The organism is Clostridium sp. Marseille-P2415, from assembly GCF_900155545.1.
GTDB lineage: Bacteria > Bacillota > Clostridia > Lachnospirales > Lachnospiraceae > Lacrimispora.
Map to the genome: position 1 here is coordinate 501,699 of NZ_LT732525.1, position 19,730 is coordinate 521,428.

Annotated in this window: 19 protein-coding genes; 15 read left to right on the forward strand and 4 right to left on the reverse strand. The window is 41.0% G+C overall.

From position 1 onward, the window contains the following. Positions 1 to 180 precede the first annotated feature (180 nt). From BQ9856_RS02415 to BQ9856_RS02430, 4 genes are all read left to right on the forward strand, one after another. Positions 181 to 918, forward strand: coding sequence for a response regulator transcription factor (locus BQ9856_RS02415; RefSeq protein WP_077609555.1), 738 nt, complete (start codon positions 181 to 183; stop codon positions 916 to 918). 1 nt (position 919) lies between these two features. Then, positions 920 to 2,749, forward strand: a complete 1,830-nt coding sequence (locus BQ9856_RS02420; protein WP_077609556.1) for a cache domain-containing sensor histidine kinase — start codon at positions 920 to 922, stop codon at positions 2,747 to 2,749. Positions 2,750 to 2,984: 235 nt separating this feature from the next. Continuing rightward, positions 2,985 to 3,878, forward strand: a complete 894-nt coding sequence (locus BQ9856_RS02425) for an alpha/beta hydrolase (protein ID WP_077609557.1) — start codon at positions 2,985 to 2,987, stop codon at positions 3,876 to 3,878. Between the two features lie 211 nt (positions 3,879 to 4,089). Continuing rightward, positions 4,090 to 5,418 carry an aminotransferase class V-fold PLP-dependent enzyme gene (locus BQ9856_RS02430; RefSeq protein WP_139348633.1) on the forward strand — a complete coding sequence of 443 codons (1,329 nt, stop codon included), beginning with the start codon at positions 4,090 to 4,092 and terminating at the stop codon, positions 5,416 to 5,418. Between the two features lie 84 nt (positions 5,419 to 5,502). Here the strand turns inward: BQ9856_RS02430 and BQ9856_RS02435 are convergent, their stop codons facing one another. Further along, on the reverse strand, positions 5,503 to 6,159 hold the full coding sequence (locus tag BQ9856_RS02435; protein ID WP_077609558.1) for an RloB domain-containing protein: 657 nt from the start codon (positions 6,157 to 6,159) through the stop codon (positions 5,503 to 5,505). Positions 6,160 to 6,161: 2 nt separating this feature from the next. Next, positions 6,162 to 7,490 carry an AAA family ATPase gene (locus BQ9856_RS02440; RefSeq protein ID WP_077609559.1) on the reverse strand — a complete coding sequence of 443 codons (1,329 nt, stop codon included), beginning with the start codon at positions 7,488 to 7,490 and terminating at the stop codon, positions 6,162 to 6,164. Positions 7,491 to 7,729: 239 nt separating this feature from the next. Between BQ9856_RS02440 and BQ9856_RS02445 the strand changes: the two genes are divergently transcribed. The 11 genes from BQ9856_RS02445 to mobB all read left to right on the forward strand — a co-directional run bounded on the left by BQ9856_RS02445 (position 7,730) and on the right by mobB (position 18,305). Then, complete coding sequence (locus BQ9856_RS02445; RefSeq protein ID WP_077609560.1) at positions 7,730 to 8,431, forward strand: Crp/Fnr family transcriptional regulator; 702 nt, start codon at positions 7,730 to 7,732, stop codon at positions 8,429 to 8,431. A 105-nt stretch (positions 8,432 to 8,536) separates the two neighbouring features. Further along, positions 8,537 to 9,538, forward strand: a complete 1,002-nt coding sequence (gene asrA, locus BQ9856_RS02450; RefSeq protein WP_077609561.1) for an anaerobic sulfite reductase subunit AsrA — start codon at positions 8,537 to 8,539, stop codon at positions 9,536 to 9,538. Then, the gene (gene asrB, locus BQ9856_RS02455) at positions 9,539 to 10,330 is read left to right on the forward strand and encodes an anaerobic sulfite reductase subunit AsrB (protein WP_077609562.1); all 792 of its coding nucleotides are present in this window, start codon (positions 9,539 to 9,541) and stop codon (positions 10,328 to 10,330) included. Positions 10,331 to 10,346: 16 nt separating this feature from the next. Next, the gene (asrC, locus tag BQ9856_RS02460) at positions 10,347 to 11,321 is read left to right on the forward strand and encodes a sulfite reductase subunit C (protein ID WP_077610007.1); all 975 of its coding nucleotides are present in this window, start codon (positions 10,347 to 10,349) and stop codon (positions 11,319 to 11,321) included. Further along, the gene (locus BQ9856_RS02465) at positions 11,305 to 13,413 is read left to right on the forward strand and encodes a molybdopterin oxidoreductase family protein (RefSeq protein WP_077609563.1); all 2,109 of its coding nucleotides are present in this window, start codon (positions 11,305 to 11,307) and stop codon (positions 13,411 to 13,413) included. Before asrC ends, BQ9856_RS02465 begins: the two co-directional genes overlap by 17 nt. Next, positions 13,406 to 13,828: a 4Fe-4S dicluster domain-containing protein gene (locus BQ9856_RS02470; protein ID WP_077609564.1), complete on the forward strand. Its 423-nt coding sequence runs from the start codon at positions 13,406 to 13,408 to the stop codon at positions 13,826 to 13,828. The genes BQ9856_RS02465 and BQ9856_RS02470 overlap by 8 nt, the downstream gene beginning before the upstream one ends. Next, positions 13,825 to 15,066 (forward strand): NAD(P)/FAD-dependent oxidoreductase, encoded by a 1,242-nt coding sequence (locus BQ9856_RS02475; protein WP_077609565.1) that lies wholly within the window; start codon positions 13,825 to 13,827, stop codon positions 15,064 to 15,066. The genes BQ9856_RS02470 and BQ9856_RS02475 overlap by 4 nt, the downstream gene beginning before the upstream one ends. Beyond that, on the forward strand, positions 15,063 to 16,004 hold the full coding sequence (locus tag BQ9856_RS02480) for a TDT family transporter (RefSeq protein ID WP_200801239.1): 942 nt from the start codon (positions 15,063 to 15,065) through the stop codon (positions 16,002 to 16,004). The genes BQ9856_RS02475 and BQ9856_RS02480 overlap by 4 nt, the downstream gene beginning before the upstream one ends. A 26-nt stretch (positions 16,005 to 16,030) precedes the next feature. Further along, entirely contained in the window at positions 16,031 to 16,633 is a 603-nt protein-coding gene (gene mobA / locus BQ9856_RS02485) for a molybdenum cofactor guanylyltransferase (RefSeq protein WP_077609566.1), read from the forward strand. Next, positions 16,615 to 17,820: a molybdopterin molybdotransferase MoeA gene (locus tag BQ9856_RS02490; RefSeq protein WP_159441926.1), complete on the forward strand. Its 1,206-nt coding sequence runs from the start codon at positions 16,615 to 16,617 to the stop codon at positions 17,818 to 17,820. The genes mobA and BQ9856_RS02490 overlap by 19 nt, the downstream gene beginning before the upstream one ends. After that, entirely contained in the window at positions 17,802 to 18,305 is a 504-nt protein-coding gene (gene mobB, locus BQ9856_RS02495; protein ID WP_159441927.1) for a molybdopterin-guanine dinucleotide biosynthesis protein B, read from the forward strand. Before BQ9856_RS02490 ends, mobB begins: the two co-directional genes overlap by 19 nt. Before the next feature lie 230 nt (positions 18,306 to 18,535). On the opposite strand, the gene BQ9856_RS02500 is transcribed toward mobB, so the two are convergent. Both BQ9856_RS02500 and BQ9856_RS02505 read right to left on the reverse strand, forming a co-directional pair. Beyond that, the gene (locus tag BQ9856_RS02500; protein ID WP_235839102.1) at positions 18,536 to 18,907 is read right to left on the reverse strand and encodes an SLC13 family permease; all 372 of its coding nucleotides are present in this window, start codon (positions 18,905 to 18,907) and stop codon (positions 18,536 to 18,538) included. Further along, positions 18,904 to 19,410, reverse strand: coding sequence for a helix-turn-helix transcriptional regulator (locus BQ9856_RS02505; protein WP_077609569.1), 507 nt, complete (start codon positions 19,408 to 19,410; stop codon positions 18,904 to 18,906). Before BQ9856_RS02505 ends, BQ9856_RS02500 begins: the two co-directional genes overlap by 4 nt. Positions 19,411 to 19,730: the final 320 nt, after the last annotated feature.

The following is a 19,730-nucleotide window of genomic DNA, read 5'->3' on the forward strand; positions in this document are numbered from 1 at the left end:
GATTTTTTTATTTGGTACTACTCTGCCATTGGCTGTGGATATCCTGAAATTCTATCATTATTTTACGGAGCTATCATTATTTTATAGATTCCGGGGCTGCCTTGCATTCGATTTTCTTCTTTGTTATACTAAATAATCAGAAACTATGATTTTATGGGTGCAGGAATGCAGGGGGACTTTATGTATAAATTATTGGTAGTAGATGATGAGGTCAGTTCCAGGAATACACTGGCTACATGCTTTCCCTGGGCTGAACTGGGATTTGAAATATGCGGGCAGGCCGGAAACGGAAAAGAGGCATTGGATATGATGAAAGACCAGGTGGTCCATGTGGTATTTACGGATATCAGCATGCCGGTCATGGATGGGATCGGACTTGCAAAATCCATATCTGCCTTAAAGGGGGCCAGGCCACTAGTCGTATTCTTAAGCGCACACGATGATTTTAAATATGCACAGGATGCCATTAAATACGGGGTCCGCTATTATGCCCTGAAACCCTCCAGCTTCGGAGAATTAAAGGAAATCTTTGGAATGATCCGGGAAGAGCTGGACCGGAAATATCAGGTGGATTTAAGATCCCAGTCAAACGATAACGGGAATGAAACCATAAAAAAGGTGTTGGAATACTGTGCGAAAAATTACAGGGAAGGGTCACTGGCGGATTTATCCGAATCCCTTTACCTAAATCCTTCTTATTTAAGCCAGCTGATCAAGCAAAGGACAAATATGACATTTTCCGACCATATGCTTGAAATGCGCATGAAACAGGCTGCTGTTTTTTTACAGGATCCGGATGTGAAGATTTACAACATCAGCAGCATGGCAGGATACATTAACTCCAATAATTTCACCCGGGCGTTCCGGGCTTATTATGGCATGACTCCTACGGATTACCGGGCAAAGATGGGGAAATGAGATGACTATGATCAGACTGAGGAAAACATTTAAAAAGCAACGGTCCGTACGGTACAAATTCTTTCGCAAAAGCCTTTTGACCAACTGTCTTCTGCTGCTGATCCCGATCATGATGATCGGTCCGTACAGCGTTGTCCAATCTTCCCGGGACAATACGGCTGCCATAGAAAAGAGTACGTACCAGACCTTACATCAGCTGGAAAAGACCATGGACCTGCTGTATTCCCACATTGATAACGCCAATATCTTTTTTTCCTCCAATCCAAGAGTGACCATTCAGTTAAAAAAGGCATTTAATGAAAAATCTTTGTCCTTGGATTCCCTGAAAAATATCGAGAATCTGTCCCTTTATTTTCAGAATCTGATTTTTACGGACCCATATATCGAAAACATCTATGTTTATTATGACAATGCAAATGAGCGGATCTATCTCCCGCAGAAAGGAGCGATCCAGACCATCTCCTCTCCGGAGGAACAGGGCTTCATAGAAACCTATAAAAATTCCGGCGGCAGGGATTTCTGGATGGAGGTTCACCGGAAACAGACCACTTATTCTGCGGCCGGCCAAAACTCCCTGATGATCTACCAGCGGCTTTATACCCGTTCCGCCTCAATACCGGCAGGATTGATTGTCTTTGAATACGACTTAAATAAGCTCGATCAGTATTTCCAGACCCTCCTGCAGTATGACAGACAAACCATATACCTAATGGATTCCGGCAATAACATCATCTATACCAACAGCCATTCCGCCAATCCTGTCGGAGAACTGAACTCAATTTTCCCGGACCTGACAGCAAAGGAAGAACAGCATCTTTTTGACATTCAGGCAAATGGTATGAGCCACAAGGCTGCATACTTAAAATCCCCGCGGATCAACGGCCTGACTTATATTACGCTTACTCCTTCCAGCGAAATCTACAAAACTACAAGAAACCTATCCGGGACCTACATGCTGCTCACTTTCTCTGCGATCCTGTTATCCTTTATCCTTGCTTTTTACAAAACCAACCGGGAGTACCGGTATTTAAACAGCATCATAGACATTTTCAGCAATCCGGATGCCTCCAAACAGCATTTTGACCACATGCCCCAAAATGCTTCCAACCCGTTCGAATACATCATGTTAAACATCATCCGGCTGTTTCTTGAACAGAAATATTTAAAGGTCCAGGCCTCGGAACGCGATTACAAGATGCAGATATTGAAGCTGCAGGCATTGCAGCACCAGATCAATCCCCACTTCCTCCATAACACATTGAATACCATCTACTGGGAGGCCATACGCCTGACTTCATCGGAAAATCCATGCAGCACCATGGTTTCCAGCCTTTCTTCCGTCATGCGTTATTCCTTAAGCGACCCTCAGGAGAATGTAAAAATCAAGGAAGAAATCGGTTACTTAAAAACCTATCTGGACATTATGAAGACACGCTATGCGGATAAATTCGAAATCCGCTACCGCATGGATGATTCCTGTACCATCTATCCCATTAAGAAAATGATCCTTCAGCCCATTGTGGAGAATGCGATCTATCACGGGGTCAAGGAAAAAGAGGGGAAAGGGATTATCTGCGTGGGCGTCCGCCGGCTGAGGAAATCCATCCTGTTTTATATTCTGGATGATGGCGTTGGCATTACTCCTGAAAAGTTTTTGGAATTGCAGGAGCAGCTTCGCAGGAATTCCGCTGTTTCATCTGCCCATATCGGCCTGGCTAATACCAATCTCCGATTGACACTGGCTTATGGGGCGGCTTCCGGGCTGCATATAAAAAGCGTCAGAGGGAAATATACGCTGGTTTATTTTATGGTTCCGCCGGCTTTTCAATAAAGTGGATTCCGGTTCAGGGTGGGGTGCTGCATGCATGATCCTAAGATTATTGAATATAAAGATATAAAGACCAAGCTGCTTCTGATTATTTAATTAATCTATCAATAATAGGATTTCTAAGGTATAATAATTTTAACATGAAAGACAGCTTACTTTGTATTCCCCAACTGGTAGACGATTACCAAAAGCATTCAATTCATAGATGGGGTAAATCAAATGGAAAGGAGTAGAAATTATGATTATTAAAAAACGTTATGTAGAGGAAAATGAATCAGAGGCATATTTTACAGCTTACTTATTAGAAGATTCCAAAGAACTACTGCCGGGAAAGAAACGTCCGGTCGTCGTTATCGCACCGGGCGGCGGATATTTATTTACATCCGACCGGGAAGCGGAGCCGATCGCCATGAAATTTCTGTCTCTGGGATATCACGCAGTTGTTCTTAGATATACGACAGGTGATGCGGAGGGAGAAAATGCAGGTGTTGGTAAGCTTGCATTAAGAGAACTTGCCTACACGGTACGCTATTTAAGGCAGAAAGCGGATTTATGGTATATACATAAGGATAAGATTGCAGTTTGCGGATTCTCAGCAGGTGCTCACTTAGCTGCCGGCTTAGGGGTGCATTGGCATGAGAAAGAATTAGCGGATTCCGTTCATGGGGAACAGGCAGAAGAAATAAAGCCAAATGCATTATTATTGGGATACGGATTATTAGACTATCAGGTTATGACGGACAAAGCTATGACTGAGGCTGGAAATGAAGAGCTGATAGATACCTTTGCATTTATGAAAATTGCAAACCGGGCATTAACAGGAGTCAGTGAACTTACGGAAGATGTGATAAGAGAATACAGTCCCAGCTGCTGGGTTTCTGAGAAAACTCCGCCTGCCTTTTTGTGGCATACCGCAAAGGACAATTTAGTTTTTTCAGAAAATTCTTTGGCATTTGCTTCCGCATTAGCAAAGCATAAAGTGCCATATGAGCTGCATGTATTTCAGGATGGCGGACACGGCCTGGCTTTGGCAAATGAGGTAACAGCCAATTCAGAAGAACAAATCAATCCGGATTGCGGGATATGGTTTGAATTGGCAGCTAAATGGCTGAAGAAACATATACCGCTCTAATATGGTCAGGCATTAATAAATTATAAGGCTGGAGGCTGCACTAAGATTTTTTAGAAGCCGTCCAGCCTTAGCCATTGCCTGCCAATCATAAAATCCGGAATAAAACTTTATACCGCCAGGCATAATAATTCTTACATGAATTTATCAGAATCATATTCTGCTGCAATGTTAATTCGTAAATCAATCGCAGAAAAGAAAGGAGAAACCAGAAATGGAGCCAATGAATAACCCTATCCCAAACCTTGTTATAGGTACAGATACAAAGGTCCCTATTGCCAACGGGGAATATGTGACTTCCATAAACTTTGATAATGCCGCCACGACTCCTCCTTTTTTTTCCGTACTCAAAGAAATCAATGATTTTGCCCCATGGTATTCCTCCATACACAGGGGAGCGGGATTTAAATCCAAATTATCTTCCGATATTTATGATCATGCAAGCTGTGTTGTACAGGATTTTGTCCATGCAGACAAGGACAATGACGTGGTCATATTCACAAAAAATGCCAGTGAATCCATTAATCTCCTTTCGAATGTTTTATCCCAACAGACAGAAAATCAAAATGTGGTTCTCTCAACCTGGATGGAACATGCTTCGAATGATTTATCCTGGAGGGACCATTTTATAGTGGATTATATTGAAATTGACCCATGGGGACGATTATCCATAAAAGATTTGGAAAGAAAGCTGATCCAATACAGCGGAAAAGTAAAACTTGTCACTGTCACAGGAGCTTCCAATGTTACAGGTTATATCAATCCAATACATGAAATAGCAGCCATTGCACATAAATATGGCGCTAAAATCATGGTTGACGGAGCGCAGCTGGTTCCGCACGTCCTGGTGGATATGATGCCTGCAAATTCCCCCGGACATCTCGACTATCTGGCTTTTTCAGCTCATAAGATGTATGCACCTTTTGGAATCGGTGCACTGGTCTGTCCAAAAACTGATTTTGAAAAAAGCCGGCCGTTCCTGCACGGCGGCAGTACCTTCCGGCTGTATACCCATAACCAGATCGAATGGCTTTCTCCTCCGCGGAAAAATGAAGCCGGAACCCCTAATGTAATGGGGGTAGCAGCGCTATGTGCGGCCATACGTACCCTCAGTACATTAGGGATGGACAAAATATTTAATCACGAAAAAGCCTTATACGACTATGCAGCAGAACGCATGCACCGTATTCCCGGCATCCGTTTTTACAGTGACACCAGTAAAGGTGATACGATAAGTATCATTCCTTTTAACATGGATAATATTTCACATAAGTGTATGGCAATGATCCTTGCAAATGAATCAGGTATTGCTGCCAGAAGCGGTTTCTTCTGCGCACATCCTTATTGCCAGCGGCTTTTGGGCCTGTCAGAGATTGATATGGAATATTATTTTAATCATCTTAAGGCCCCGCTGCCGGGAATGGTCAGGGTTAGTTTGGGGTTGTACAATACTTTTGATGAAATAGATAAATTTATCGACACCCTTTCCCTGGTTTCGCAAAATCAGGAATATTATATTCATAAATATTCAGGCAAGGAATAAAAAGGGGGGCTGGAAGGGCCAGCCCTTAATAATTAATCGGTGACTCGTATGCATCACCCGTAAGTTGATCTTTTGGTATCAGTGTTACAGTTTACAGTCCTTAAGAATTTTCTCAATCGCCTCCCAAATTGCAAGAGATGGATTTTCTTTATAATACCGATATCCCTTATACTGATGCAGAATATAACCATTCTCATGATTTTTCTTCATAATAGCTTTTGCTCGGTTTACTGCATCGCATACATCTGACAGCTGCAATTTTCCAAGAACACGCTTAAAATTATCTTCGTGTTTATACTCATCCATACTTTCAAAATGCTCACCATAAGCTCTATTTAATGGCGCAAGATAATGCTTCCTGTGAGTAAAAGAGCCATAGCAATCTGTCTTGTGTAAAATAATCCACAAATCAAAGGTCAGGTTACTATACCCGAATCTGTAGTCAATTTGTTTCCCAAGTTCTTTTGCTTTTTTCATATTGTCCATTGTGTCTTGAAACCCCTGCACATGTACCCGCTCATCACTTTCATAATCGGACAAATGATAAATTTCTGTCTTTCCAATCACAACCAATGACTTCGCACGTTTAAGGGGATTTTTTTGTACTGGACAGTCAAAGGATACCTTAAAGGCTGCCTTTTCTGTTTTATTAATACGGTCCTGAAGCCATATCAGATACCATTGCTCTGTCTCACCTTCCACACTAAAGTAATACTTTTTCGTAGACTTTCTTAATACCATAGTCACCCCTCACTTCCATTAGAAAGCATTTCTTCAAAGATTGGTGTGAAATCAATATTTTTAATAGCACCATACTGGCTAACAAAATAATTTTTCATGTAATCTTCATGCTTTCGGACACCTTTTTCTCCCGTTGTTCCGAAGTCCGACAAAGAATATAGAATGCTGTGATGACTCTCATCATCCCGTTCCACAAATTTGATTTCGTCTCTACGGAAAAGATTGGAATTGAGGAATATCGGATTATGCGTGTTAAATACCAACTGCGCCTGATGAATATTAATATCATCATTATGAAAGACATTGATAATACTCATTAAAGCCATCGGATGAATTGATGCATCAAATTCATCAACTACCAAGGTCCCTCCGGTCTGTATGGCTCGGATAACCAAGGGAAACATATTAATAAAGCGTATCGTACCATAAGACTCAAATAATTCTGCTGCCATCGCTGCATTTTTCTTATCTTTTATGTTGTTAAAAATGGAGCAAAGCTTTGCATCTGAATCCTCTTCACTGACTACATAACCAACAGCATTAGAATTGATGCCAAATAACTTTGCCGCTTTATTGGTAGTTTTTTCCAGATAAACAGTCTGCTTCTGCGGATCTGCAAATCGTTTAATGAGCTGCATAGAATCTGCCCTATAAATAATCATAAACTGGTTTGTAAGCCAGTCTGTCATCATTTTTACAAAAGATGGGCTGAAAATAAGTTTAAAACCATTTATTAAAAAAAGTTCTTCCAAATTCAGGCTGTTTTTTGCAATCTCAGTTGCACCTTCTACATTCTGCTTCAGTGAATCTGCCATGTAAGATTGTATGCTCTTGAAGCTTCCAATTTTCAGTTCTTTGTTCCGTTTAAAAACACATTCACCATTAACCACTAAATCCTCACTTACTATCTTTCTAGGATAATCCGCATCAAGGAAACCTCCCAAATCCATACTCACATAATAATGGATAAATAGTCCATTATTCAGAAAATCAATTGAAAAATCAACTGTATCCGGTTCTTCCAGTTTATTGTTAGGAATCAATTCCAATGCACCCGAAGCCGGATTAGGCGACACCTTTTCCTCCGAATTTCGGATATTTCCACGTAACACGATGGAACGAAATACATCCATAGCACCAATAATATTTGTTTTTCCAGCTGCATTTGGTCCATATATAACGGATGAGCAAAGTCCTTTTATTGTCTTTCCCTTAACCTTCTCCTTCAGCAGACTATAATCCAATCCTGTTTGCTTAGGTGCTGCCGTTAAAGAAAATACGGTTTCATCAACAAATGATTTATAATTCTTAGTTCTAAATTCGAGAAGCATATTTATGACCTCCATTCTGCATTTTCATTGCAAAACTACATTATTATTATATGAATATTCTATTCAATAGTCAAGTAATCTATTCCCATTTTGCAATTTTTCTTCAAAATAGCATACGCCTTTCAACACTGATAAAAGAATGTTACAATTGCAACATACAGAAGAAACTGGTATAATTATTGTTTAACAATACATTTGACTTTAAGAAATTGAGCAGGTACTCGGAGAAGAGAGGTTATATGAACAGACCGGAAATAGTTTCTATATTTGAGAACTTAAGTGAAGAAACAAAGGCCGAAATCTGGCGTTTGGGAAAAATAGTGAAATATGATAAGAACACGGAATGTTTTCGTGCAAAAGATAAAAATACCTATATATACTTTTTGTTGGAAGGAAGAGCTGCAATTTATAATCTCACAAATTGCGGAAAACAAAAAACAATATTTTACCTTGGACCGGGAGAATTGTTAAATGATTGCATTTCACCAGATGTATTCATTTCGGTGAGCTGCCATACCATGGTTCCATGTGAAGTTTTTGTCATAAGATCGGATGTATTTAATCAAATAATGGAAAAAGATTTTACTCTCACCCGGGCCGTGATCCAGGAATTGGAACGAAAAATCTGGAGAATGGGCCACCAGTTGAAAAATACAATGGGAAGTATTTATATGGAGCGGAAATTGGCTGCGAAGCTTTGGAAACTGGGACGTGATTTCGGTAAATACGATGAGAAAGGACTCTATATAGATATCCCGCTTAGTATTACAGATTTAGCAGATTTTTTAGGAGCGCCAAGGGAAACAACATCCAGAATCTGCAAATTGCTTTGCAGCTATCAATTAATTGAAATGGAGAATAAAAAAATATATCTGCTTTCCCCTGATAAGCTGTCCTATTTCTATAAGAAGGGCGATTTACCAGAAAATGAAAATTTATAGCCATTACTTTTTCATTCCGTGATGATTGTCACGGAATTTTTTTTTATTTTGTTTTATAGTTTATGTTAAATATTAGTCAATCTCAAATTTCGAAAGGAGAAAAGGATGGGTTATTGTATTCACAAGGAAGAAAAGGAAAATCTGCTTCACACGCTAACGAAGCAGTATGATTTGTATGCACCAAAGGTAATGAAGGGCGAGGGTTGTTTTTCCGATACGGACGTGATCCGTTATAGAAAAATAACCTCTCTGGACGAAATCGAATGGGAAAAGAAATCAGATTATTCCTTTAAAGAAGCATTACTTCCGATCAATGAAACTATTTTTTATTTTACAGAGGATAAGGTAACGGTTCCGGAAGAACCAAAAAAGAAAACAATTATTTTTCTTCGAAGCTGTGATCTTCATGCAGTACGGCGGTTAGATCAAATCTATTTAAGAAACGGCTCCGAAGACTTTTATTATAAGAGACGCCGTGAAAATGTAAAGTTTGCATTGATGGGCTGCGTTTCTACCTGTAAATCCGGCTTTTGTGTCAGCATGGGGACCAATCGCAGCAAAGAATATGATTTCTCATTAAAAATGAGTGATAAAGAAATTCTGATCGATTGCAGGGATAAGGAATTAGAACCGCTGTTTCAGAAATTAAGCAACCGTACGGCAGAAGTAACACCGGATTTTGTTACGGAAAATCTGGAAAAGGTAAGATTGCCTAAAAAACTGTCAAATGAAAGCTTTTCGGATGAAATATGGAAAGAATATGGAAGCCGCTGCATTGCATGCGGAAGATGCAACTTTGTCTGCCCGACCTGTACCTGCTTTGCCATGCAGGATATCTTTTATCAGGATAATCAGAAAGCAGGGGAAAGAAGAAGGGTCTGGGCCTCCTGTCAGGTGGATGGATATACGGATATGGCCGGCGGAATTTCTTTTCGAAAACAACAGTCTGACCGTATGAGATTTAAAGTGATGCACAAAATTTACGATTATGAAAAACGCTTTGGGGATCCCATGTGCGTCGGATGCGGACGTTGTGATGATGTGTGTCCGGAATATATATCTTATTCAAATTTGGTGAATCGTCTGGCAGATAAGGAGGCGGAATAAATGAAGAACGAATATCTTCCATTTTTATCAGAAATAAAAGAAGTAATTAAGCATACAGAGATCGAATACACGTTTCGCATGGTATTTTCCGGAACGGTAAAACCAGGACAATTTTTCGAAGTATCCATTCCAAAATACGGGGAGGCGCCAATTTCTGTCAGTGGAATCGGTGAGGATACCGTCGATCTTACCATACGCCGCGTTGGAAAGGTTACAAATGAAATATTTGAAAACTATGTGGGGGACTCCTTTTTTATGCGCGGTCCATATGGAAACGGATTTGATGTAAAAAATTATAAAGGGAAAGAAATCGTAGTGATAGCAGGGGGAACAGGACTTTCACCGGTAAAAGGTGTGGTCGATTATTTTGCCGGGCACTCAGAGGAAGCTGTCAGTATGACTTTGATTGCAGGCTTTAAGTCACCATCGGATGTATTGTTCAAAGCAGATTTTGAGAGGTGGAAGGAAAGGATCCGGGTAATTCAGACTGTTGACAGTGCGCCGGAAGATTACAAAGGACCCGTAGGCATGGTTACAAAATATATCCCTGATCTTCCAATTGCAGATCCTCAAAATGCTGTTTTCATTACCGTCGGACCTCCTGTTATGATTAAATTCGTTGCTGCTGAAATCCTGAAACGGGGAATCGAAGAAAAGAATATCTGGGTATCCAATGAGAGGAAGATGTGCTGCGGCATTGGAAAATGCGGACATTGTAAAATAGGCGATACTTATATATGCCTGGATGGACCTGTGTTCAATTACGTTGACGGAAAGAATTTAATTGATTAGGAGGATGGAAATGAGTCTGGATATTAATACAAAAAAATTAAAAAAGAATGCATTCCGCGTATCAAAAGTGAGAGGAATCACAGCCTCCAGAATACGGGTCCCGGGTGGTTACTTAAAAGCAGAGGTACTTGGAATGGTACAGGAAATCGCTGAAAAATATGGAAATGGAATGGTTCACCTTACGACCCGTCAGGGATTTGAAATCGAAGGCATTCATATGGAAGATATGGATGCCATTAACCGGATGCTTCAGCCGATCATTGAGATCCTGGATATTAACCAGACGGACCCCGGCACCGGTTATCCGGCATCAGGAACCAGAAATGTCAGCGCCTGCATCGGAAATAATGTCTGTCCGTTTGCAAACTATAATACCGCAGATTTCGCAAAGAGAATTGAAAAAGAAATTTTTCCAAATGATTTGCATTTTAAGATTGCATTGACCGGCTGCTCCAATGACTGCGCCAAGGCAAGAATGCATGATTTCGGCATTATTGGAATGACTTTGCCGCAGTATGATACAAGCAGATGTGTCAGCTGTCAGGCATGCATAAAGGGGTGTAAGTCCTTGTCCGTGGGGGCGCTTAAAATGGAGAATTACAAGGTCGTCCGGGATGCGGAAAAATGTATCGGATGCGGCGTATGTGTTACCAAGTGCCCGACAAGAGCATGGACCAGAAGCGAGAAAAAATATTATAAGCTTTCGATCATGGGCAGAACCGGAAAGAAAAACCCAAGACTCGGAAAAGATTTTCTCATCTGGGTGGATGAAGACAATATCGTAAAAGTGATTTTAAATACCTATAAATTTGTAAAAGAATACATCAGCCCGGATGCGCCGGCCGGAAAAGAGCACATTGGATATATCATTGACCGTGCAGGCTTTGAAGAATACAAAAAATGGGCACTTGACGGGGTAGAGCTACTGCCGGAGACCATTGTTAATGAATGTATCTACTGGGAAGGAATTCATTATGACAATAAAAAATAAAGTTCAGTCTACCTGTAATTATTGTGCATTGGACTGCAATCTGGATTTTTATGTGGAGAACAACAGAATTGTAAAGGTAGTGCCTACAAAAGGCTATCCGGTTAATGACGGGTTTTCCTGTATCAAAGGTTTGTCCCTGGATAAACAGCAGACTACGGTAAAACCAAACAGCCTTCCAAAAATAAAGCAGGAAGACGGCAGCATGAAAGAAGTATCCTGGGAAGAAGGATTTCAGTACGTAGCGGATCAGCTGAAAGAGATCCAAAAAAAATATGGAACGGAAAGTGTGGCCGGAATCAGTACGGGACAGTTGACCATGGAGGAATTTTCTATTTTCGGACATGTTATGCGGAATTATTTAAAAGCCAACGTGGATGGAAATACAAGACTTTGCATGGCAACTGCCGTTGTTGCCCACAAGCAGAGCTACGGATTTGATGCGCCGGGATTCACTTTAAAAGATCTGGAATTGTCCGATACGATCATTTTTATCGGAGCAAATCCTGTTGTTGCCCATCCTATTCTATGGGAAAGGGTAAAGCGCAATCCTCTTCCGGATAAAAAGATTCTCGTCATTGATCCCAGAAAATCGGAAACTGCAAGGAATGCAGATTACTGGTACGGCCTGAAATGGAAATCTGACCTGTCACTTATGTATACGCTGGCTCATATCCTGATTGAAAAAGATTACATAGACCACCGGTTTATCAAAGCTCATACCAATGGTTATGAGGAGTTTGCAAAATTTGTCGGGAAATATGATTTAAACTACGGCACAGCGGCAACCGGATTAACCAAAGACGAAATTTCAGAACTGGCGGAGCTGATCCACAAGGGAAAACGCGTATCTTTCTGGTGGACCATGGGCGTGAATCAGGGGTATGAAGCGGTACGTACGGCACAGGCGATCATCAATCTTGCAGCCATGACGGGTAATATCGGGAAACCGGGCACCGGAGCGAACTCCATTACCGGCCAGTGCAATGCCATGGGCTCCAGGGCTTACAGCAATACATCCTGTCTGTATGGCGGCGGTGACTTCAACAACGAAGCAAGAAGAAAAGCGGTTGCAGAAGCGATCGGATGCAGTACACAGGATTTAATTGACAAACCTACCATACCGTATGATCAGATTATCACAGGCATCAATGAAGGGAAAATCAAAGGGCTCTGGATCTTGTGTACCAATCCAAGACACAGCTGGACCAATAACGAAACCTTTGCAAGTGCAGCAAAGAAGCTGGAACTGTTTGTGGTACAGGATATTTATGAAGATATTGAAAGCGCAGAGGACTGTACGGTATTTCTCCCGGTCGTACCCGGTATCAAAAAGGCGGGAACCTATATCAACATGGAGCGCCGCATGTCTGCCATGCGGCCGGTCTTAGAACGCGGGGAAAATGAGATCAGTGATTATGAAGCAATCCTTGGAGTTGGAAAGGCATTGGGGATGGGCGGCCTGCTGAAAGGCTTTGAAACGGTGCAGGAATGTTTTAAGACCATGCAGAAATGCGCCAAAGGCATGCCCTGTGATTTTTCCGGAATTACCTGGGAAGCGCTGGAAGATTCCCATGGTGTCCAGTGGCCTTTCCGGGAAGGCGATGAATTGACGGATGACCAGAGGCGTCTTTATGAAGACGGTATATTCTGGCATCCGGACGGAAAGCTTAAATTCCACTTCGAAGAAGTGATGCAAAATCCTTTGCCAGCCACCGGAGAATTTCCCTTTATATTCAATACGGGAAGGGGAAGCGTGGGACAATGGCATACCCAGTCCAGAACCAGAGAAGTTCAGTTTATCGAAGATGTGTCCGCAAAAAGATCCTATCTATATATGAATGATGAGACTGCAAAAGAACACGGTATCAGGGAAATGGACAAGATCCGGGTATATTCTGTCAATGGACAAAATGCAGTTTTTCATGTTTTAGTTACACCAAATGTAACTCATGAGGAACTCTATGCACCAATTCACTATATCGAATGCAATAAAATAACGCCTTCCATCTATGATAAATATTCCAGAGAACCTTCTTATAAAGCAACGCCTGTACGTTTTGAAAAAGAAGACGGAGGTGAGGAAAATGTATAGAATCAGGATCGACCGCTCAAAATGCATCGGCTGCCTCACCTGCGTTACGGCCTGTGTTGTCAGCCATGAAAGCGATGATGCCAGAAACCGCGTTGTGATTGACAGTGGGATCAAAGCGGCACCCATCTTCTGCCGCCATTGTGAATTGCCGGAATGCACCTATACCTGTATGACCGGTGCCATGCATAAAAACCCTGAAACAGGCTTCGTGGAGTATGACAAGGAACAATGTGCAAGCTGCTATATGTGTATCATGGCCTGTCCTTATGGGGTATTAAAGAGCGATAAGATAAATCATAAAGAGATCATGAAATGCAACATGTGTGTACATAGAACCTCAGACGGTTCCCCAAAGCCAATGTGTGTAGAAAAATGTCCTATGCAGGCAATTACATTAGCGGAGGTGGAAAAATGAGATATGTAGTTATTGGATCTTCTGCTGCCGGAATCAATGGAATCCGTGGAATCCGTTCTGTAGATAATGAGGGGGATATTATACTGATTTCAAAGGATCAGGCGGTTTATTCCAGATGTATTCTTCATCATTATATGGAAGGAATCCGTGATTTAAAAAAATTATGCTTTGTAGAAGAAGATTTTTTTGAAAAATACAGAGTTAAGTGGGTGTCAGGGAAAGCTGTAACCGGCCTTGACAGTGCAGAGCGGAAACTGACCCTTGAGGATGGCAGTCAGATTCCTTATGATAAACTTCTGATCACATCCGGCTCCCATTCTTTCTTTCCGCCGATTCCGAACCTCAAAGAGGCAGACGGTGTCATTGGATTCCGGAATCTGGAAGACATTGAGCAGATCATGGTGCAGGCAAAGAATGCCCGCCACATTGTTGTTATGGGAGCAGGTCTGGTAGGTATTGACTGCGTGAGCGGATTGCTTCCTTTTAATAAAGAGCTGACCCTGGTGGAAATGCAGGACCATATGCTTGCAATTCAATTGGACAAAAAAGCTGCTTCTGTTTATGAAAAGGCATTTCTGGAAAAAGGGGTGAAACAGTATTATTCTGTTGGGATTAAAGAAATTGGATTGGATGAAGACAGACATGTCCGTAAAGTAATTTTAACAAATGGGGAAATCATTCCCTGCGATTTACTGGTAGTAACAGCGGGCATCCGGGCAAATGTCGGATTTCTTCTGGATTCCGGTGTGGAAACGGATCAAAGGGGATTGTTGATCGATGAAGCAGGAAAGACGAATATAGAAGGCATATACGGTGCCGGCGATGTGACGGGAAGAAATCCGATCTGGCCTGTAGCAGTAAAAGAAGGGCTGATCGCCGGAAGTAATATGGCCGGCGGCAATATGCTTATGACAGATTTCTTTGCCAGTAAGTCAACCATGAATTTCCTTGGAATTCCCACCCTGTCCCTTGGCATGAATACAAAACCGGACGAAACTTATCAGGAAATGATCCAGGAAACAGACCATGGAGAATATAAGAAAATCATTTATAAAGACGGACATATTTATGGCGCCATACTTCAGGGAGAGTTATCCTATGCCGGAGTTTTAACACAGATCATAAGAAGAAATATTGATGTTTCAAAGATAAAGAAGTCTGTCTTTAAAATCGATTATTCCGATTTTTTCCATATAAAAGACAATTACGAATTTATGTATGAAGGGGAGCAGGTATGAAAGAAGACAATATTGTAAAACGATTGGCAGGAATGCCGGTGCCCATACTGCCGACAATGGTAGGGGCAATTACCCTTGCAAATTTTATGCAGGGATTTGGATATGAATGGATATGCCATATTACCTTATGGAGTGCAGCTGCCGTATGGCTTTTTTATATGGGAAAAATCATTTTATATCCACAGGTATGCAAAAATGAATACGGAAATACAATTCCAAGGTCCTTATATGCAGGCCTTACTATGATCATGATGGGATTCGGAGCCTATGTTTTTGCTTACAGTCCCATGCTTGGAAAAGGACTCCTGCTTATTGGAATAGGAATTCATGCCTGCCATATTTTATATTTTACATACAGGAGTATGATCAGGGATTTTAATTGGGATACGTTCATGCCAAGCTGGTTTGTAACCTACAATGGTATTATGGTATCTACCGTAGTAGGCAGCAAAATAATGGAACCGCTGATCGGAAAAATGATCCTTTATTATGGCATTGGAATCTATTTTATCTTAATACCGGTTATGGTGTACCGTCTTTTGAAGAAACCGGTGAATTCCGCATACTACCACACTCAGGCAGTCGTTCTTGCACCCTGCAGTCTTTGTGTTGTAAGTTATATTAACCTTATAGAAGATAAAAATATGATTCTTCTTACTGTTCTGTATCTTTGTGTTCTGGCATCCCTAATGTTTATATTGTTAAAATTACCGAAATTTTTTAGTTTTGAGTTTTATCCGGGATATGCGGGATTGACGTTCCCGATGGCGATTGGAACGGTGGCATCCGCGAAAATGGCAGGGATATGCGCAAACATGGGTTATGAAGGTATCAGCAATATCCTCACCCAGATTACAGGGCTGCAATTTTACCTGTCTGCAATGACCATTGGTTACGTTTTATTAAAGTTTGTATCAATGCTTATAAAAGTAAAATAATGTATGAAATTCTTTGAGAAAAAAATATGAATGTAAGCGCGATTATATTAGCTGGTGGAAAAAGCAGCAGAATGAATTATCAGAATAAGGCGTTATTAAGCTTTAAAGGGAAAAATTTCATGGAAATTTTAATAAATGAATTAACAGATGTTGCAGATGAAGTACTGATTTCCCAGCAGGAATTACAACAGAAAGTGACAGAAGGCTATACCATTGTCAACGATAATTTCCCGGATTGTGGACTTTTATCCGGTATCGAGGCAGGTTTGACTTATTGTAAAAATGAGAGCCTGATCGTAGCGGCTTGTGATATGCCCATGTTGAATAAAGAGTTATTTTATATTTTGCTTCAGCACATAGAAAATTATGATGCAGTAATACCGGTTGTCAATGGGAAAACAGAGCCCCTTGCAGCTATCTATCAAAAGAAAAGTCTGAAAGAGATCAGAAGTCAGTTGCGGCAGGGCGTTTATTGCGTCAAAACTCTGTTGGAGCAATTAAATGTAAGGTACATTGACGGGAAGAAATATGGTTTTAATGCAGATAATTTTAAAAATATAAATACAACAGAGGCATATGAAACTTTTTTACAAGAGCAGGGAGAATGGATATGGAGAAAATATCATTAGATAAGGCGGTGGAACTATTACGTTCCAACTGTGAACCAATGATTGAGACAGAACGGATCAGTTTATGGAATGCCTTAGGCAGTGTACTTGCTGAGAATATCATATCTGATATGGATCAACCGCCATTTCCAAGGTCGCCTTTGGACGGATATGCAATAAAAAGTGAGGATATAACCGGAGCTTCTGGAAATCAACCGGTAAAACTGAAAGTAATTGATGAAATTATGGCAGGTCATGTAGGAAAATATCAGGTAAATAATGGCGAAGCTGTAAGAATTATGACAGGAGCACCAATTCCCCCGGGAGCAGATTGTATTATCCGCCAGGAAGATACCGATTATGGAGAGTCCGAAGTAGAAATATACAAAGAAATAAGGCAATATGATAATTACTGCTTTCAGGGAGAAGATTTCAGGAATAAGCAGATTCTTCTTAAGAAAAATTCGGTATTATCTGCCACAGAAATTGGGATCATTGCCAGCTGCGGAAAAGAAGATGTACTGGTCTACAAAAAGCCTGCAGTAGCATTAATTACTACCGGTGATGAGACAATGATGCCGGGAACTTCCTTAAAGCCGGGGAAAATTTATGACTCAAATATGTTTACATTGGGATGCAGGTTAAAAGAGTTGGGAGTTGTACCCAAATGCACGATGCATGTAGAAGATCATGCAGACAGTATGGTTTGTGCTTTGCAGAACCTTAGTGAGGATACAGATTTGATCATTACCACGGGAGGTGTCTCAGTAGGAAAAAAAGATATTATGCACGAAGTGTTCCAAAAGGCAGGTGTGGAAAAGATTTTCTGGAAGGTTTCAGTAAAACCCGGAACGCCGACCTTATGTGGAAAGTACAGGAATACGCTGATTATTTGTCTTTCCGGCAATCCTTTTGCCGCAGTAACAAATTTGGAACTGCTGGTCAAGCCGGTTCTTGCTAAAATGCTGCGAAAAAAAGAATTGGAACCAGGAAGGCTTACCATGCCGATTGATACAAATTTTGAAAAAGGAAGTAACGTTACGCGGTATTTAAGAGGATATTGCTCCAACGGAAAAGTCAGCATTCCAACAAATAAGCATTCATCCGGTATTATAAGTTCCATGACCGGCTGCAATTGCCTGATCGAAATACCTGCAGGAAATAAAGGGGTATGCAAAGGAGAAAATGTATGTGTCATTCCGCTGTAACGAAAAAAGTAATTTGCATTTGCGGAGTAAAAAATTCCGGAAAAACCACATTTATGGAACGCCTGATAAAGGAATTCACAGAGCTCGGGTTAAAGGTTGCTGCCATCAAACATGACGGACATGATTTTCAGAGTGATGTAACGGGAACAGACAGCTGCAGATACCGCGAAGCTGGCGCTTATGGAACTGCGGTATATTCCGGATATCGGCTGATGATGATAAAAGAGACAGCTGACGCACAATTAGAGGATATGATTTCTTTTTACGAGGATGCTGATATCATACTGGTTGAGGGACTGAAAAACAGCTCTTTTCCTAAAATTGAACTGGTCAGAAAAGAAATTTCTACCGTACCGGTATCCAATCCGCAAGGACGTTTTCTGATTGTTACAGATACTGAAATCCCGGATAAATATGGAGAAACCAGAAGCTTTGAGCAGATGCATGAGATCGTTCTTATGATTCAAGGAATGCTGCAGCGATAAATCCTGATTCCATTTTTCCTTAATACTGTTCAAACCAGGGTGGAGCTGCTTCTTCGGTCTCCACCCTTGTTTATATCATAATGTTGAAACCGATCAGCCAGGATCTTTTTATATTGCCTAAAATGGAAAAATCACAGGTAAATAGAATACAGTGACTGCAACAATGATAATCACTAATGGCAATCCACTCCTTAAATAATCTTTAAGCTCATACCTTCCCGGTCCCATAATCATAGCCTGGCAGGGAGCTGCCATTGGGGTAAGAATAGAAAAGATCCCGCCATGAGACTGGCCATTACCGCAGCGCGTGGGTCAATTCCAATCTTTACCGCTACCGTACTTGCCAATGGAATAAAAATAGCAACAGTAGCCAAATTAGACATAAGCTGTGTCAGCACCAGCGGAAATATTAGGAACACTAACATAATGATATATGGATTTGTAGTATTCCCCAGCATTTTTATCATAATATCAGCAACTGCTTCTCCTGCTCCTGATTTTGCCATTGCAGTAGACAGCGGCAACACCCCTGTAAATAAAAATACCGTTGGAAGATGAATGGATGAAAGGGCCTCTTTTTCATCCAGTACCCCTGTGATCACAAGCAGCACAGCACCAATGCAGGGAATGATATACATTGTTTCAAAGGATTGTCCAAATCAAACATAAAAGTTACCGAACTCACCGGAACGGTCGCAGATATCTTACCTGAAATAATATTATTATCCTGGTCATATTTTTGCTGATCTGCATGCTGCAATAAATCTTCCCTTACCTTTGGGTGATCATCCGATATAAATCTTCGATTTAACGTAGACAGTTCCGATAAATAACGTTGTTTATTTCTTCTATATTCACTGGGACGTTTCTGAAAACTTTCCAAAAATATTGCGTTAAAAGATTTTACATCAGAAAAGCCATTATCAATGGCAATATCCGCGATTGGTTTATCGGTGGTCAGCAATTCCGTAATAGCCCGCTGCATACGCACCCGGTTTAAGTATTTATAAAAATTGATACCAACCATCTTCTTAAACAGGGAGGATAGATAACTCTCATTATCCCCCGCATATTCAGCCAGCTCCTTAAGTGTCAGCTTCGTCATATGATTTTCTTCAATAATCTCTCGGAATCTCTAAGCCTTGATTTATAAGACTTTCAGATTCCTTTTTTATTAAAATCCCCCACTTTTTTTATCAAAACACTTGACAAATCCATCGAAAAATGCGGCGCTTCGCGCCCTTGTTTATAAGATATTTTTCGATTGGAGGCGATTTTTATGTTACCTGTAAATCCCGGCGGGCATTCCGCCTATCAGAACTTCGTTGTTGAAATGCTGCGTAAATACTATCCGAACCCTCATGCTATCGCTCGTTCCACTTGGGATATCATTGACCGTTTCTGGAACCTCGACCTTTCCTATAC